This is a genomic window from Variovorax sp. GW531-E2, from assembly GCF_059423125.1.
The window spans coordinates 47,170-61,917 of record NZ_JBWKXQ010000039.1 but is presented as its reverse complement, the minus strand read 5'-3'; the positions used below and the strand labels follow the sequence as shown (position 1 = coordinate 61,917).

Below are 14,748 nucleotides of genomic sequence, written 5' to 3'. Positions count from 1 at the left end.
TTCCTTGCCCTCTTGCTCACCCGCCCCCGCCTTGCCCTCGTGGCCGCCGCCGGCCTGCTGGCGACGGGGCTGGCCCTCGCCCACGCGCGGGAGTTCGACGTGAAGGGCGGCGAGCTGCGGCCCGCGCTCGACGCCTACATCGCGCAGTCGGGCGTGCAGCTCATCTACAAGATGGAAGACGTCAAGGACCTCTCGACCCGGGGCATCAGGGGAAAGATCGCCGCCGACGCGGCGCTGGAGCGCCTGCTCGACGGCACGCGCCTGCGCGTGCGGCGCGGGCAGGACGGCGCGATGGTGCTCATCGCGCCGGCCCGCTCGCCCGCGGCCGCCCGATCGGAGCCGCCGCCGCGCGTCGAGTAATACGATTGGTTTCCCTCGCGCACCTGCGCAACACTCCGGCCCCCGGGAACCCCGCGAGATGCACCGCAATGGCGCGCATTTCTCGCACTTTCTGACACACTAGCTGCGCAACGCGCGAAGGGTGTGTGCCGTGCCCCCATGGCCGGCCCGGCCGGTGGTCCCCGCCGCTTCGCTGCACCGCCTGCACGACGCCCATGAAACTCTTCGCGACCGCGAAACGCCGCATCAGCCTGAACACGCGCCTCAGCGTCGGCGTTGCGGCCGTCGTGCTGGCCACCACCTTCATCATCGCCACGGTGGCGCTGCACCTGGTCAAGAGCCGCATGCAGGCCTCGATCGCCAACGAGGAGTTCGCGCGGCTGTCGGCCATCGCGAGCGCGGTGGAGCAGAAGTTCGCGAGCCGGCGCATCCTGCTGAAGACGATCGCCGAGAGCGTGGGCTCGCACGGCATCACGAACGCCGCGCCGCTGCAGGCCTTTCTGGAAAAGCACCAGTCCCTGCGGGCGGCGTTCGACAACGTCGCCTTCCTAGACACGGACGGCGAGCTGGTCGCCAACCTGAACGGCGCGCGACAGATCGGCAAGGTGAACGTGAAGGACCGCGCGTACTTCAAGGACACGGTCGCCGCGCGCACCGGCGTGATCTCCGAGCCTTACCGCAACCGGCTCAACGGCCTGGCGCAGGTCGCCATCACCGAGCCGGTGCTCGATGCGGCCGGCCGGGTGCTGTTCGTGATCTCGGGCTCCATCAACCTGAAGGACCGCAACATCCTGGGCGAGCTGGCCGACGTGCGCTTCGGCCAGACGGGCTACGTGTTCATCACCACCGCGGACGGCATCGTGATCGACCACCCGCTGGCCGACCGCGTGCTCAAGCAGGCCAACATGGCCATGGCCGACGACGCGCCCGACCTCGACCGCGCGATCGGCGGCTTCGAAGGCACCATCGAAGGCGTGAACCATGCGGGCGTTCCCGGCCTGTACGCCTTCAAGCGCATCCGCCAGGCCGACTGGATCATGGGCTCGATGTACCCGCGCCACGAGGCCTTTGCCCGCATCGACGCCATCGAGCGCACCGCGTGGATCGGTGCCATCGTGCTGGCGCTGCTGGCCGGCGCGCTCGCGCTGGCCGTGGTGCGCCAGCAGCTGCGCCCGCTCACCGGGCTGCACCGCCACATGCTCGACGCCCACGCGGCGCCCGCGCAGGCGGCCGTGGCGCGCACCTACCCGGACGACGAGATCGGCGACCTCTCGCGCACCTTCGACCGGCTCATGCAGCAGCACCAGGCCAGCGAGAAGTTCCTGCGCGACATCACCGACAACCTGCCGGCCATGATCTCGCACGCCGACGCGCAGGGCCGCTACACCTTCGTGAATGCGCGGCTGTGCGAGGAGCTGGGCTACAGCGCCGAGGAGCTGGTGGGCCAGCCCGTGCAGAGCATGAGCGGCCTGCACGACGACCCGACGCTCGAGCACAACCTGCGGCGCGTGCTGGCCGGCGAGGCCGTGTCCTTCGAGCGGCGCGGCGCCGCGCACCGCGACGAGGAAGAGCACTTCTTCCAGACCGACTTCATCCCCGAGCTCGACGCGCAGGGGCGGGTGTGCGGCTACTACGCGATGACCTTCGACATCACGCAGCGCAAGCACATCGAGCTCGAACTGGCGCACAGCGAGGCGCAGATCCGCACCATCGCCGACAACATTCCCGCGCTGGTCTCGCACGTCGACGCCGCGCTGTACTACACCTTCGTCAATGCCAAGGTGCGCACGCTGCACCACGGCCAGCCGCTGGTGGGCCAGTGGATGCCGGCCGTGCGGGGCGCGGCCGATTTCGCGGTGGTGCGGCCCCACATGGAGCGCGCGTTGGCGGGCGAGACGGTGATCGTCGAGAAGGCCGGCGACGCGGCGCTGGGCATCGGCGACCGCACCTTCAAGGCCCACTACATCCCCGACCAGGACGCCGAAGGCATGGTGCACGGCGTGTTCGCGATGACCTTCGACATCACCGACGAAGTGAACATCCGCCGCGCCCTCACGCAGCAGGAAAAGCGCCTGCGCGACGTGACCGACAACATCCCCGCGCTGGTCGCCTACTTCGACCGCGACGAGAACTGCCTGTACGGCAACAGCCGCGCGCGGCGCATGGCGGGCCTGGACGAGCGCGCACCGCTGGACGGCGTGACGCTGCGCTCGGCCGTGGGCGAGGCGGTGTACGTGCAGCACACGCCCCACCTGCCCACGGTGCTCGCCGGCAGGGCCACGCAGTACCCGGTGCAGGTGCCAATCGATGACCGGGAGGCGCACTTCCAGGTGAACCTGATTCCCGACAAGGACCTGGCGGGCCACACGGCGGGCTTCTACCTCATGACCTTCAACGTCACGGCGCTGAAGGAGGCCGAGCGCAAGCTCATCGAGCTGGCGCGCATGGACGTGCTGACTGGCCTGCCGAACCGGCTGGCCTTCAACGAACAGCTGCCCGCAGCGATGTCGCGCGTGCGCCGCGCCGAAGGCGGCATGGCGCTGATGTTCCTGGACATCGACCATTTCAAGGCCATCAACGACACGCTCGGCCATTCCACCGGCGACGGCGTGCTGGCCGAATATGCGCGCCGCCTGCGCGCCAGCGTGCGCGAGACCGACACCGTGGTGCGCCTGGCCGGCGACGAGTTCGTGATCGTGCTGGAGAACGTGCACTCGCAGGACGCGGTGGCGGGCGTGGCGCACAAGATCGTCTCGCAGATCGCGGCGCCGGCGTTCCCCGTGGAAGGCCGGCGGCTGGACGTCACGACCAGCATCGGCATCGTGTTCGTCGAGACGGTCGACGCCACCGTCGGTGCCGGCGAACTGCTCGCACGGGCGGACACGGCGCTCTACGCCGCCAAGTCGCAGGGCCGCAACCGTTTCGCGTTTTACCGTTAGCGTCGGCACGCCCGCCGCACCCCCTCACCCCCACCAGGAGACCCATCCATGGCAGCCACCGAAGTCGTCATGCCCGAACAGCTCGTGCAGGAGCTCGACCTGCAAAGCCGCATGCCGATCGCGCGCATCGGCCAGGCGCTGATGTCGCTGGGCATGATCACGCAGGCGCAACTCGACGCGGCGCTCCAGCAGCAGCAGCGCGAGCCCACGGTGCCGCTGGGCGAGACGCTGGTGCGCATGGGCGTCGTGAGCCGCGGCCAGCTGCAGACCGCGCTGGTGCGCAAGATGGGCTACCCGCTGGTGAACCTGCATGTGTTTCCGGCCGCGGCCGACGCGCTGCGCAAGGTCGGCCACGAGGCCGCGCGGCGCCTGCAGGTGATGCCGCTCATGCTGCACGGCGGGCGCCTGGTGGTGGCGCTCGACGACCCGGTCAACCGGCACGCGGTGATCGACGAGGTGGAGTTCATCGCGCAGATGAAGGTGCTTCCCGTGCTGGGCCAGTGCCTGGACCTGGACGGCGTGCTGCACAAGGCCTACGAGAAGGTCGGCCAGGTGGCGGCCGAGCGCCCGGTGGTCGACATGAACGACCCGATGCGTCCGCTCGAGTTCGACATGACGGGCACCAGCACGCTGCTGAAGACGCTCGAGAAGGAAGAATCGGCCGCCGCGCCCGCGGCCGGCGAGCCGCCCGTGGAGCAGTCGGACAACTCGCTGGTGCGCATGATCAACAGCATGATCCTCGAAGCGCACCGCGAGGGCGCCTCCGACATCCACATCGAGAGCGACCCCGGGCAGGAAAAGACGCGCATCCGCTTTCGCCGCGACGGCCGGCTCTACACCTACCTGGAGCTGCCGCCCAGCTACCGCAACGCGGTGGTGGCGCGCGTGAAGATCATGTGCGACCTGGACATCAGCGAAAAGCGCAAGCCGCAGGACGGCAAGATCAACTTCTCGAAGTACTCGCCGCAGCACCGCATCGAGCTGCGCGTGGCCACCATCCCGACCAACAACGGCCTGGAAGACGTGGTGATGCGCATCCTGGCCTCGGCCAAGCCCATCGCGCTCGATGCGCTGGGCCTGTCCGAGCGCAACCTGGCGCAGTTTTCGCAGGCGGTCGACCGGCCCTACGGCCTGGTGCTGTGCGTGGGCCCCACGGGCTCGGGCAAGACCACCACGCTGCACTCGGCGCTCATGCGCATCAACACGCCCGAGCGCAAGATCTGGACCGCCGAAGACCCGATCGAGATCACGCAGCCGGGCCTGCGCCAGGTGCAGGTCAACCCGCGCATCGACTGGACCTTTGCCAAGGCGCTGCGCGCCTTCGTGCGCGCCGACCCCGACGTGATCATGGTCGGCGAGATCCGCGACGCCGAGACCGCCAGGACCGCCATCGAGGCCTCGCTCACCGGCCACCTCGTGCTGTCGACGCTGCACACCAACAGCGCGCCCGAAACCGTGACGCGCCTGCTCGACATGGGCATGGACCCGTTCAACTTCGCCGACTCGCTGCTGGCCGTGCTGGCGCAGCGGCTGGTGCGCTGCCTGTGCCCGCAGTGCGTGCAAAGCCGCCCGGCGACGAGCGAGGCGGTCGAGGAGCTGCTGGCCGACTACATGCACGCCTTCGGCGCGCAGGACACGCCGGCCGCGCGCGACGCCGTGCGCGCCGAGTGGGTGCAGCGCCACGGGCGCGACGGCCAGCTGCAGACCTACACCAGCACCGGCTGCAAGCACTGCAACGACACCGGCTTCCGGGGCCGCGTGGGCATCCACGAACTCATGGTGATGTCGAGGGAGCTGCGCCGGCTGGTGCAGGGCGGCGCGCGCGCCGAGGAACTGCAGGACGCCGCGATGCGCGAGGGCATGCGCACGCTGCGTCAGGACGGCATCGAGAAAGTGCTGGCGGGCCGGACCACGCTCGAGGAAGTGCGCGCGACCAGCAACGTCTGACCCACAAGGTCCGAGGTCAGGGCAGGCTCAGGCGGCGGCGTCCCACGCCACCGCCGGCAGCGTGGCGATGGCCGGCCGTGCGAACAGGTAGCCCTGGAACAGCTCCACGCCGATCTCGCGCAAGGCGCGCACCTCTTCGGGCGCCTCCACGCCTTCGGCGATCACGCGGATGCGCAGCTCGTCGCAGGTGGCGACGAAGCCCCGCACGATGGTCAGCCGCACCGGGTCGGCATGGATGCCGCGGATCAGGCTCAGGTCGATCTTCACCACGTCGGGCTGGAACGCGGCCAGCAGCTCGAAGCCCGCGTAGGCCGCGCCGAAGTCGTCGATGGCCGAGGTGAAGCCGTGGCGCTTGAAGGCGCGGAAGGTGTCGGCCAGGCCGTGCAGGTCGCGCACGCGCTCGCCCTCGGTGATCTCGAACATCAGCTGGCGCACCGGAAACTTGCAACGCTTGGCGGCAGCCATGGCGGTGCGGAAGCACTCGGCCTGCCCCGCGACGTCGTTGGGCATGACGTTGAGGCTCAGGCGCGACTTCATGCCCAGGCGCGAGGCGATCTCGATGGCCTTGACGCGGCAGGCTTCGTGGAAGGCGAAGCGGTCGACCGGATCGACGCGCCCGAGCACCTCGGCGGCGCCTTCGCCCGAGAGGCCGCGCACCAGCGCCTCGTGCGCATAGATCTCGTGCCGGCCCAGGTCCACGATGGGCTGGAACGCCATGGTGAACCCCGAGGCGAGGCCAGCAGGCGCGGCATCAGCATGTATTTCGGCGATCACGTTGGATGGACCTCGCGGGCAAGGTTGCAATGGCGTTGGATGGCGACTCCCAAGAGCGTAAATGTAAACGGTTCTATACACCGCACGCACCACCCCCCTCAGACAAGAGGTCGCGCCCCATGAAGACATCCGACTTAGGCCCGGCCCGGGCTGTAGACCGAAATCACTCATGAGCCCTCCCGCCCTCGGAAAAATCTGTAGCAAGCTGTCGACGACAGGGCTGCGTCCTATGTCCCATCGGGGAGAGATTGGTTAGAAAGGGGGCGCCCACTACTGGAAACGGTGGGTGGGTTTTCACTGTCGTTCCTGGGTTTCCAGTCACCGATGAAAGGTCCCGTCCGATGCGCCACCAGCCTCGCTCCCTCCTTCGAACACTGGCCCGTACCGTGCTGCCCGTCGGTGCCTTGTTGACATTGCTGCCCGCGCAGGCGGTCACGACGACCACGACCTTCCAGGTCACGGCCACGGTGCTCAAGGCCTGCCTGATGACCACGCCGGCCACGCTGGCGTTCGGGCCGTACGACCCGGCGTCAGCCACCGCGCTGGCCGGCACCACCAGCCTCAACGTGACCTGCACCTTCGGCACGCCCTACTCGCTCGGCCTGAGCGCGGGCGGCGGCTCGGGCGCGACGATCACGAACCGCCTGATGACCAGCCCCACGGCGGCCGCCGGCAATAACACGCTGGGCTACGGCCTCTTCAAGGACAGCGCGCACCAGACCAACTGGGACAACAGCGTCGCCGGCACCGGCTACGTCGGTAACGGGACGCCGCAGACGCAGACGATCTACGGCCTGATTCCCACGGGGCAGTACACCGCGGCGCCGGCCATCGACTACACGGACACGATCACGGTCTCGCTGACCTATTGAGGGCGCCGTTGACCGCCTTCACCGCAGGCCGCCACGGCATGCGTCGCGCCCTGCTGCCAGTCGCATGGGGGGCCGGCCTGCTGCTGGCCGCCCTTGCCCCCGCTCCCGCCGCGGCCACCAGCCTCAGCGTGGCGCCGCTGCGCATCGTGCTGACGCCGCAGCGCCCGGTCGCTTCGCTCACCATGGGCAACGCCGAGGACACCGAGGTCGCCGTGCAGGCCGAGGTGGTGGCGTGGTCGCAGCAGGACGGGCGCGATGCCTACGAACCCACGCGCGACGTGCTGGTCAACCCGGCCATCTTCCGCCTGCCGCCGGGCGGGCGGCAGATCGTGCGCCTCGGGCTGCAGGTGCCGGCCGGCGCCGGCGAGCGCAGCTACCGCATCTTCCTGCGCCAGCTGCCGCGCGACCAGGCCCTGCCGGCGGACGGTGCCGAGGGCGCGAAGGTGCAGACGCTGCTGCGCATCGGCGTGCCGATCTTCGTGCCGCCGCTGCAGCTGCGCCGCGCGCTGCAATGGTCGCTGCAGCCTTCGGGGCGCGCCACCGGCACGGCAGGCATGGCTTGGCGGCTGGTGTTCGACAACCAGGGCAGCGAGCACATCCAGGTCACGCAGCTCGTGGTGCGCCGCGAGGACGGCACCGAGCTGCTGCGCAAGAGCCTGTCGCAGTACGCGCTGGCCGGGCAGTCGGCCGGCATCGACATCGAACTGCCCACCCTGCCGCCCGACACCCGGCTGCAGGTCGAGGCCGCCACCGATGCCCCCGAGGCGTCGTCCAGCGCCACCGTGCGCGTGCCCCGTGCGCCCGCCACGCCACGCTAGCTTGTGGGTCTGCTGCGGCTGGCTGGGCCTGCGCGTGGCCTGCGCACAGACGTCGCCCGTTGATGTGGCGGGCGAGGTGCAGCCCGCGATCCTCGATGTGCGCATCAACGGCCTGAGCCAGCCCGCGCCACGGCCGCTCTTGCGGCGCGGCGCCCAGCTGCTGGCGTCGGCGCCCGACTTCGCGGCTTGGCGCCTGGTGCGGCCCGCCACCGCGGCGTTGCAGCGCGACGGCACCGACTACTACGACCTGCGCGCACTGCCGGGCGCGCAACTGCAGCTCGACGAAGGCGCGCAGAGCGTGGACCTGAGCGTGCCCGCCGAAGCGTTCACGCTGGGCACCGTGCATGCGCATGCGGGCGACCGCCCGCCGCTGTCGGCCTCGGCCTTCGGGGCCTTTCTCAACTACGACCTGGCCTTGCAGCACGACCGCGAGGGCACGCGCGCCTCGGGCTATTTCGATGCGGCGGCCTCGGGCGACTGGGGGCTGGTGGGCACGAGCGTCGTCGCGGGGCAGTCCGCATTCGGCGGACGCGGCACGACGCGGCTGGACAGCTACTTCCGCCGCGACGACCCCGCGCGGCTCACGCGCCTCACGGTGGGCGACACGATCACGCAGGCCGCCGCATGGTCGACGCCCTTTCGTTTCGGCGGCGTGCAGTTCGGTACCCGCTTCGGCTTGCAGCCCGGCTTCATCAGCTACCCGATGCCGACCCTGCGCGGCGGCGCGGCCGTGCCGTCGGCGGTGGAGGTGTACGTGAACGACACGCTGCGCTACCAGCGCCGTGTCGACGCCGGCCCGTTCGCGCTCAGCGACGTGCCCGTGCTCACCGGCGCGGGCGAGATGCGCTTCGCCGTCACCGACGCGCTCGGCGTGCAGCGCACCGTGACCACGCCCTACTACGTGAGCTCGAACCTGCTGCGCGCCGGCCTGTCCGACTACTCGCTCGAAGCCGGCTGGACGCGCCTGCGCTACGGCGAGCGCAGCTTCGACTACGGCCCGCCCTTCGTCGCCGGCACCTGGCGCCACGGCGTGAACGACAGCGTGACCGTCGAGGCGCGCGGCGAGGCCAGTGCGCGCAGCCAGACCGCGGGCGCCGGCGTGACCTGGGTCTGGGGCACGCTCGGCGAGCTCTCGCTGCACGGCGCCGCCAGCCGCAGCAGGGACGGCGACAGCGGCCGCCTCTGGCGCGCCGCCTACACGCGCACCAGCGACGAGTGGAACTTCTCGGTGAGCCGCCAGGTGGCCAGCCGCGGCTTCACGCAGATCGCCTGGCACGACAGCCCCGTGCACACCGACGCACAGACCCAACTCTTCGCAGGCCGCTCGCTCGGCCGCTACGGCACGCTGGGCGCGAGCCACACGCGGCTGCGCTACAACACCGGCGAGCACATCGGCGTGACCACTGCCAGCTGGTCGATCGGCCTGGGCGGCAACGCCTGGCTCGGCACCTCGGTGGCCCACACGCGCCAGGACGGCAAGCGCTCCGTCACCTCGGTGAACGTGAGCCTCAGCTTCACGCTCGGCGATCGCCAGCACGCCACGCTCTCGGTGCAGCATCAGAAGCCGGGCGGCCACTCGGCCGTGGCCGAGTGGGTGCAGCAGCCGCCCAACGACACGGGCTGGGGCTACCGCCTGCGCGCCGCCGATGGCGAGAACGCGCGCAGCGAGGCCGCGGTCGATTGGCGCGGTCGCTACGGCATGCTGACGGCCGAAGCCGCGCGCGCCCAGGGCCAGACCGCGGTGCGCCTGCGCGCCAGCGGCGCCGTGGGCTTCGCGGGCGGCGTGGGCTTTGCCACCCGCCAGTCGGACGACGCCTTCGCGCTCGTGACCGTGCCCGGCGCCGCCGGCGTGAAGGTCTACCGCGAGAACCAGCCCTGGACCACCACCGACAGCGAAGGCCGCGCCGTCGTCTCGGGCCTGCGCGCCTACGAGCCCAACCACATCAGCATCGACAACGGCGACCTGCCGATCGAGGCGCAGGTGCGCAGCGACGTGCTGCGCGTGGTGCCGCGCTACAAGGGCGTGGCGCAGGCCAGCTTCGACATCGCGCGCGACGCGATCGCGAACGTCACCGTGCTGCTGCCCGACGGCAGCCCGCTGCCGCCGGGCATCGACGTGATGCGGCCGGCGCGCGGCACCTCGCTGCTGTCGGGCTTTCATGGCCTCGTGTCGGTCGACGACCCGCAGCCGAACGAGCGCTTCGAGGCGCGATGGAAGCGCGGGCATTGCCGCTTCACGCTGGGCGAACCCGACCGCGCCGCCGGCGCACTGCCCTCGATGGGACCTTACCGATGCGAACCCGTGTCGTCACCGTCCCCGCGCTGACGGCCGCGCTGGCGCTGGCGGGGCTGCTGGCCCCGGGCGCGTCGCTGGCCGCGTGCTCGGGCGTGGGCGTGTTCAGCTGCAGCGCCACCGTCAGCGCGACAGCGCTGGCCTTCGGCAACTACGACCCGGCCGCCGCGACGCCCAAGGACAACACCTCGACCGTGACCGTCGCCGGCACGGTCACGGGCCTGGGCATCCTGGTGACGCTGTCGTTCACGATCAGCCTGGACGCGGGCTCGGCCGGCAACATCGCCAGCCGGCAGATGGTGGGCCCGGTCGGTGCCACGCCGCTGGGTTACAACCTCTACACCACCAACGCGCGCAGCACCGTCTGGGGCCTCAACAGCGTCAGCGACAGCTACAGCGCGCTGGCAAACCTCGGTGGCGTCACCACGCTGCGCCCCCACACCGTCTACGGCCGCATTCCGGCCAGCCAGTACGTGGCACCGGGTCCCTACAGCAGCACCATCACGGTGACCGTGACGTACTGACAGCTCAGCCCCTCAGCATGCCCGCCAGGCGCTTGGCGATGAGTTCGTCCGCCTGCGCCATGATGCGGTCGATGAGCTCCGCGCAGCTGGGCACGTCGTGGATCAACCCGGCCACCATGCCGCAGCTCCAGGCGCCAGCGTCCATGTGGCCCTCGGTCATCACCTTCGGGTAGATGCCGGCGACCTGGTCCATGATGTCGTCGATCTTCAGCGCGTCGCCCTTGGCGCGCTCGATCTCCATGAGGCGCTCCACGCCCGCGTTGTTGATCACGCGCTCGGTGTTGCGCAGCGAACGCATGATCAGGCGCGTGTCGAGCTCCGAGGCGTTGACGATGGCCTGCTTCACGTTGGCGTGCACCGGCGCTTCCTTGGTGGCGATGAAGCGCGTGCCCATGTTCATGCCCTCGGCGCCCAGCGCGAGCGCGGCCACGAGGCTGCGGCCGTCGGCCATGCCGCCCGAGGCGACGAACGGGATCTTCAGTTCCTCGGCCGCGCGCGGCAGCAGGATCATGTTGGGCACGTCGTCTTCGCCGGGGTGGCCGCCGCACTCGAAGCCGTCGACGCTCACGGCGTCGCAGCCGATGCGCTCGGCCTTGAGCGCGTGGCGCACCGAGGTGCACTTGTGGATCACCTTGATGCCCGCGGCCTTCAGCGCCGGCATGTAGGCCTCGGGGCTGCGGCCCGCGGTTTCCACGGCCTTGATGCCGCCTTCGACGATGGCCGCGATGTACTCGGGGTACGGCGGCGAGGCGAAGGTCGGCAGGAAGGTGAGGTTCACGCCGAAGGGCTTGTCGGTCATCTCGTGGCAGCGCGCGATCTCGCGCGCCAGCAGCTCGGGCGTCTTCTGCGTGAGGCCCGTGATGATGCCCAGGCCGCCGGCGTTGGAGACGGCCGCGGCCAGCTCGGCGAAGCCGACATAGTGCATGCCGCCCTGGATGATCGGGTGGCGGATGCCGAAGAGTTCGGTGATGCGGGTTTTCAAGGGAACGTCCTTTGGTCGGGGTTGCTGGGAAGGAAAGAGAAAAAGAAAAAATCAGGGCGGCGAGATGACGCGCAACACGTCGCGCGCCATCGCCTTCATCCAGGCCGTGTCGCTCTTCAGCGCAGGCTCGGCGAAGGTCTTGGCAAAGGTGGGCCGTGCCATCTTGGCGTAGTTGAGCGTGCCGAAGATGAGCGTGAGCACCACCACGGCCGACAGGTCGTCACGCACGAGGCCGGCCGCCTGCGCCGCGGCCACCAGGCCCAGGCTGGCTTGCAGGAAGCCTTCGAGCGGCCGCGTCTGCGCATGCTGGATGCGCTCGGCGTTGTCGAGCAGTTCGCGCGTGACGAGCTTGAAGCCCGTGGGCCGCGCATGCATCCACTCGACCTGCAGCGCGACGAAGGCCTGCAGCCGCGCAGGCAGGTCGGGCGCCGCCTCGACGCGCTTGCAGATGCGCGCCGTCAGGTCCTCGGCCTGCTTCTCGAGCACGGCGCGGTACAGCACCTCCTTGCTCGCGAAGTGGTGCAGCAGCCCCGGGTTGCCGACCTCGCAATCGCGCGCGATGGCCGACAGCGACGCGCCCTGGAAGCCGTGGTCGGCAAAGTGCTGCTCGGCGCGCGCGAGGATCGTTTCTTTACGGGAAGGGGCAAGGGTGGCCATCGGCGGTTCTGGAATGCGTCACGCCCAGCGCATGCCGCGAAGACGCGACCGGCGATCAGACGCGATGCGCGCCATTCTTTCTTGTGTCTTGGGGTCTGGTTGTTGCACGCGCGACACCCTCGCGCGTCAGCGTGCGGCCGGCATGGCCGCCACCTGCTGCGCGAGCTGCGCATGGAAGCGCGGCGCGCTGTACTCGAAGGTGCCGAAGCTGAGCGCGTCGTTCGCGCCCGACGCGAGCCCGGCCTGGATCGACTCGGCCAGCGCGTAGTCTTCCGCGAGCGTGCGCCGGTACAGCGCGACGTTGGCGTCCCAGTGCGCCGTCGCCTTCTCCGAGGCCGGTGCCTCGGGAATCAGCGTGAGCTCGTGCACGCGCGTGCGCGTGGCGCCCAGCGGCTCCAGCATGCTGAGCTGCGCATGATCGGGCTGCACGAGGATGGTCGTGTTGGGAAAGAAGAAGTAGGTCAGGTTGCCGTAGCGGCGCGGATCGAAACCGGCAATGTCGGGCTGGTGCTCCTGGAACTTCGACTTGAGCAGGTACAGGCGCCGGTTCAGGTCGAACTCGTCGATCACCTGCAGGTTGTGCAGGAACATGTGGGCGATGGTCTCGCGGTGCGCCACCTTGAAGTGGTAGGCCTCGAAGGAGCCGTCGACCAGCAGCTTCCAGTTGGCTTCGACCTCGTACGTGCGCGGCGCATAGGCCACGGGCGCGCGCAGCCCGGCCAGCGACTCGAGGTTGTCCATGAGCGCGCCCAGGTGCGCGCCGGGGTCGCTGTCCGCCTGCGAGGGATCGCACACGACCCAGACCACGCCCGCGCGCTCGACCGTGGCCAGCCGGCGCAGGCCCGACTCGTCCTGCTTCAGGCAGGGAAATCCGAAGGACTCGGGCACGCCGCGCAAGGCGCCGTCGGGCTTGTAGGTCCATGCGTGGTACGGGCAGACGAAGGCGCGCGCCTCGCTGCCGCTGCCCTCGGGCACGACGCGCGCACCGCGGTGGCGGCACACGTTGAGAAACGCCTGCACCTGCCCGTTCTCCTGGCGCACCAGCAGCAGCGGCACGCCGGTGTGCGTGAGCGACAGCCACGCGCCCGGCGAGGCGAGCGATGCGCTGGCCGCCACCGGCTGCGGATGCCGCTGCAGCAGCCGCCGCTCGTCGCGTGCGATGGCTTCGTCGGTGTACTGGCCGACCGGCACGCGGTCGCCCTCCCCTTGCGCGTCGGCGCGCCCGGCCTGCAGGGCCGTGGTCGCTCGGCGATGGAGTTCGGCTGCGAAGTTCTCGCTCATCGGGGGCTTTCTGTGCGATGCGATGCAGCCCGGTGAGCTGCGCGATCGGCCCAGTCTACCGACTGACCAGTCGGTACGTCAACCGCCCCCCGGGAAGCGGTGGAAGCGGTATCAGGCCGGCTTGCGCAGGAAGCCCTGCTGCGCCCCATTGCGGTTGGGCGCGAAGCCGTTGGCCTGCAGCGTCTCTTCGGTGGTCTCGTAGAACACGCCGATCTGCATGATCTCGCGCGCCTGCTGCGCGGTGGCGATGGGGCGCCCGAACTCGGTCGCGATGCGCACGAGCTGCTTGATCTGCTCGACCGAGCTCATCTTGCCGGTGCGGGTCTGGTTCCAGAGCACGTCCTCGATGCCGCAGCGCACGTGCAGGCCCAGGGCGATGCCGATCATGTTCACGGGCAGCACGTTGAGCACCGAGCTCTCGACCGTGACCACTGCGCCGTCGGGTGCGGCGCGCAGGAAGTTGGCCAGGTTGTAGATGTTCGCCTGGTCCATGCCGCCGCTGATGGCCACCCAGTTCATCACCAGCGGGCCCTTGTAGACGCCGCGGCGGATCATGCGTTCGATGGTCTCGAAGCTGTTGATGTTGTAGCACTGGAACTCGCTCTGGATGCCCGCGGCCGTGAGGCGGCGGATGTGCTCCTCGACCCAGCTGGGGTTCGAGGGCACGATCATGTCTCGGTACGTCGAATACAGCCGCGGGTCGCCGCGCGACAGGCCCTTGAAGTCGTCCAGGCCGGCGTGCTCGGTCACGTTCATCTGCGTGGTGTTGACGGTCACCGTGACCTGGTCGGGCCGGGGCGTGAGCTCGGCCAGCATGTGGCGCGTGTCGTCGCTGAGCCACTTGGCGGCGGCACCATCGTCCTCGGGCGCGAAGCTGATGGAGCCGCCCACCTGGATGACCATCTCGGGCACGCGCGCACGCACGCCGGCGATCAGCTCGTTGAACATCGACAGGCGCTTGCTGCCCTTGCCGTTGGCCTCGCGCACATGCAGGTGCAGCACGGTGGCGCCGGCCTCGTAGCAGTCGACCGCCTTCTGGATCTGCTCTTCCATCGTGACCGGAATGTCTTCCGGGAAGTCGGCGGGAATCCAGCCCGGCGCATAGGGCGCGGCCGTGATGATCAGGGGCTGCTGGTTCTCGGGGTACAGGTGGCCGTCGAGGAAGTTCATGGGGTTGTCTCCGGTGAAAAGGTTGCGCTTGCAGCCAAAGTTTCTGGCGCAGCTGCGAAAACTTCTTGCTCATCGGGGGCGCGGTTTTGTCTTTTTGGGGCATTGAAACGGCGCGTGCAAAGACAGGTGTCGCTGTCGCGATCCGGTAAGTG

The 14,748-nt window shown here is 69.9% G+C and carries 12 protein-coding genes; 7 read left to right on the top strand and 5 right to left on the bottom strand.

From position 1 onward, the window contains the following. The 3 genes from AC07XP_RS21355 to AC07XP_RS21345 all read left to right on the top strand — a co-directional run. A partial coding sequence (locus AC07XP_RS21355; protein ID WP_495265799.1) for an STN domain-containing protein occupies nt 1-360 on the top strand: 360 nt, incomplete at its 5' end. Between the two features lie 194 nt (nt 361-554). Then, a complete protein-coding gene (locus tag AC07XP_RS21350; protein WP_495265798.1) occupies nt 555-3,278 on the top strand; it encodes a sensor domain-containing diguanylate cyclase in 2,724 nt (907 codons plus the stop codon). Between the two features lie 48 nt (nt 3,279-3,326). Next, entirely contained in the window at nt 3,327-5,225 is a 1,899-nt protein-coding gene (locus tag AC07XP_RS21345) for a GspE/PulE family protein (protein ID WP_495265797.1), read from the top strand. Between the two features lie 27 nt (nt 5,226-5,252). On the opposite strand, the gene AC07XP_RS21340 is transcribed toward AC07XP_RS21345, so the two are convergent. Continuing rightward, nucleotides 5,253-5,942 carry an EAL domain-containing protein gene (locus tag AC07XP_RS21340; protein ID WP_062477265.1) on the bottom strand — a complete coding sequence of 230 codons (690 nt, stop codon included), beginning with the start codon at nt 5,940-5,942 and terminating at the stop codon, nt 5,253-5,255. A gap of 398 nt (nt 5,943-6,340) precedes the next feature. Here AC07XP_RS21340 and AC07XP_RS21335 point away from each other — a divergent pair, with 398 nt between their 5' ends. The 4 genes from AC07XP_RS21335 to AC07XP_RS21320 are packed head-to-tail and all read left to right on the top strand — an operon-like array spanning nt 6,341 to nt 10,506. Next, complete coding sequence (locus AC07XP_RS21335; protein WP_070062075.1) at nt 6,341-6,871, top strand: Csu type fimbrial protein; 531 nt, start codon at nt 6,341-6,343, stop codon at nt 6,869-6,871. An 8-nt stretch (nt 6,872-6,879) separates the two neighbouring features. Further along, complete coding sequence (locus AC07XP_RS21330) at nt 6,880-7,689, top strand: fimbrial biogenesis chaperone (protein ID WP_495265796.1); 810 nt, start codon at nt 6,880-6,882, stop codon at nt 7,687-7,689. 1 nt (nt 7,690) lies between these two features. Continuing rightward, nucleotides 7,691-10,015 (top strand): fimbria/pilus outer membrane usher protein, encoded by a 2,325-nt coding sequence (locus tag AC07XP_RS21325; RefSeq protein WP_495265795.1) that lies wholly within the window; start codon nt 7,691-7,693, stop codon nt 10,013-10,015. After that, nucleotides 9,982-10,506 carry a Csu type fimbrial protein gene (locus AC07XP_RS21320; protein ID WP_495265794.1) on the top strand — a complete coding sequence of 175 codons (525 nt, stop codon included), beginning with the start codon at nt 9,982-9,984 and terminating at the stop codon, nt 10,504-10,506. Before AC07XP_RS21325 ends, AC07XP_RS21320 begins: the two co-directional genes overlap by 34 nt. Nucleotides 10,507-10,510: 4 nt before the next feature. On the opposite strand, the gene AC07XP_RS21315 is transcribed toward AC07XP_RS21320, so the two are convergent. The 4 genes from AC07XP_RS21315 to AC07XP_RS21300 all read right to left on the bottom strand — a co-directional run bounded on the left by AC07XP_RS21315 (nt 10,511) and on the right by AC07XP_RS21300 (nt 14,596). Beyond that, on the bottom strand, nt 10,511-11,488 hold the full coding sequence (locus tag AC07XP_RS21315) for an NAD(P)H-dependent flavin oxidoreductase (protein WP_062477251.1): 978 nt from the start codon (nt 11,486-11,488) through the stop codon (nt 10,511-10,513). 51 nt (nt 11,489-11,539) lie between these two features. Then, a complete protein-coding gene (locus tag AC07XP_RS21310) occupies nt 11,540-12,145 on the bottom strand; it encodes a TetR/AcrR family transcriptional regulator (RefSeq protein ID WP_062477248.1) in 606 nt (201 codons plus the stop codon). A 126-nt stretch (nt 12,146-12,271) separates the two neighbouring features. Then, nucleotides 12,272-13,426 carry an aromatic ring-hydroxylating oxygenase subunit alpha gene (locus AC07XP_RS21305; RefSeq protein ID WP_495265793.1) on the bottom strand — a complete coding sequence of 385 codons (1,155 nt, stop codon included), beginning with the start codon at nt 13,424-13,426 and terminating at the stop codon, nt 12,272-12,274. Between the two features lie 111 nt (nt 13,427-13,537). After that, nucleotides 13,538-14,596: a beta-keto acid cleavage family enzyme gene (locus tag AC07XP_RS21300; RefSeq protein WP_070062069.1), complete on the bottom strand. Its 1,059-nt coding sequence runs from the start codon at nt 14,594-14,596 to the stop codon at nt 13,538-13,540. Nucleotides 14,597-14,748: the final 152 nt, after the last annotated feature.

Coding starts and splice junctions, on each gene's coding strand:
- AC07XP_RS21350 (WP_495265798.1), top strand. CDS start 555: ATGAAACTCTTCGCGACCGCGAAACGCCGCATCAGCCTGAACACGCGC.
- AC07XP_RS21345 (WP_495265797.1), top strand. CDS start 3,327: ATGGCAGCCACCGAAGTCGTCATGCCCGAACAGCTCGTGCAGGAGCTC.
- AC07XP_RS21340 (WP_062477265.1), bottom strand. CDS start 5,942: ATGGCGTTCCAGCCCATCGTGGACCTGGGCCGGCACGAGATCTATGCG.
- AC07XP_RS21335 (WP_070062075.1), top strand. CDS start 6,341: ATGCGCCACCAGCCTCGCTCCCTCCTTCGAACACTGGCCCGTACCGTG.
- AC07XP_RS21320 (WP_495265794.1), top strand. CDS start 9,982: ATGCGAACCCGTGTCGTCACCGTCCCCGCGCTGACGGCCGCGCTGGCG.
- AC07XP_RS21310 (WP_062477248.1), bottom strand. CDS start 12,145: ATGGCCACCCTTGCCCCTTCCCGTAAAGAAACGATCCTCGCGCGCGCC.
- AC07XP_RS21305 (WP_495265793.1), bottom strand. CDS start 13,426: ATGAGCGAGAACTTCGCAGCCGAACTCCATCGCCGAGCGACCACGGCC.
- AC07XP_RS21300 (WP_070062069.1), bottom strand. CDS start 14,596: ATGAACTTCCTCGACGGCCACCTGTACCCCGAGAACCAGCAGCCCCTG.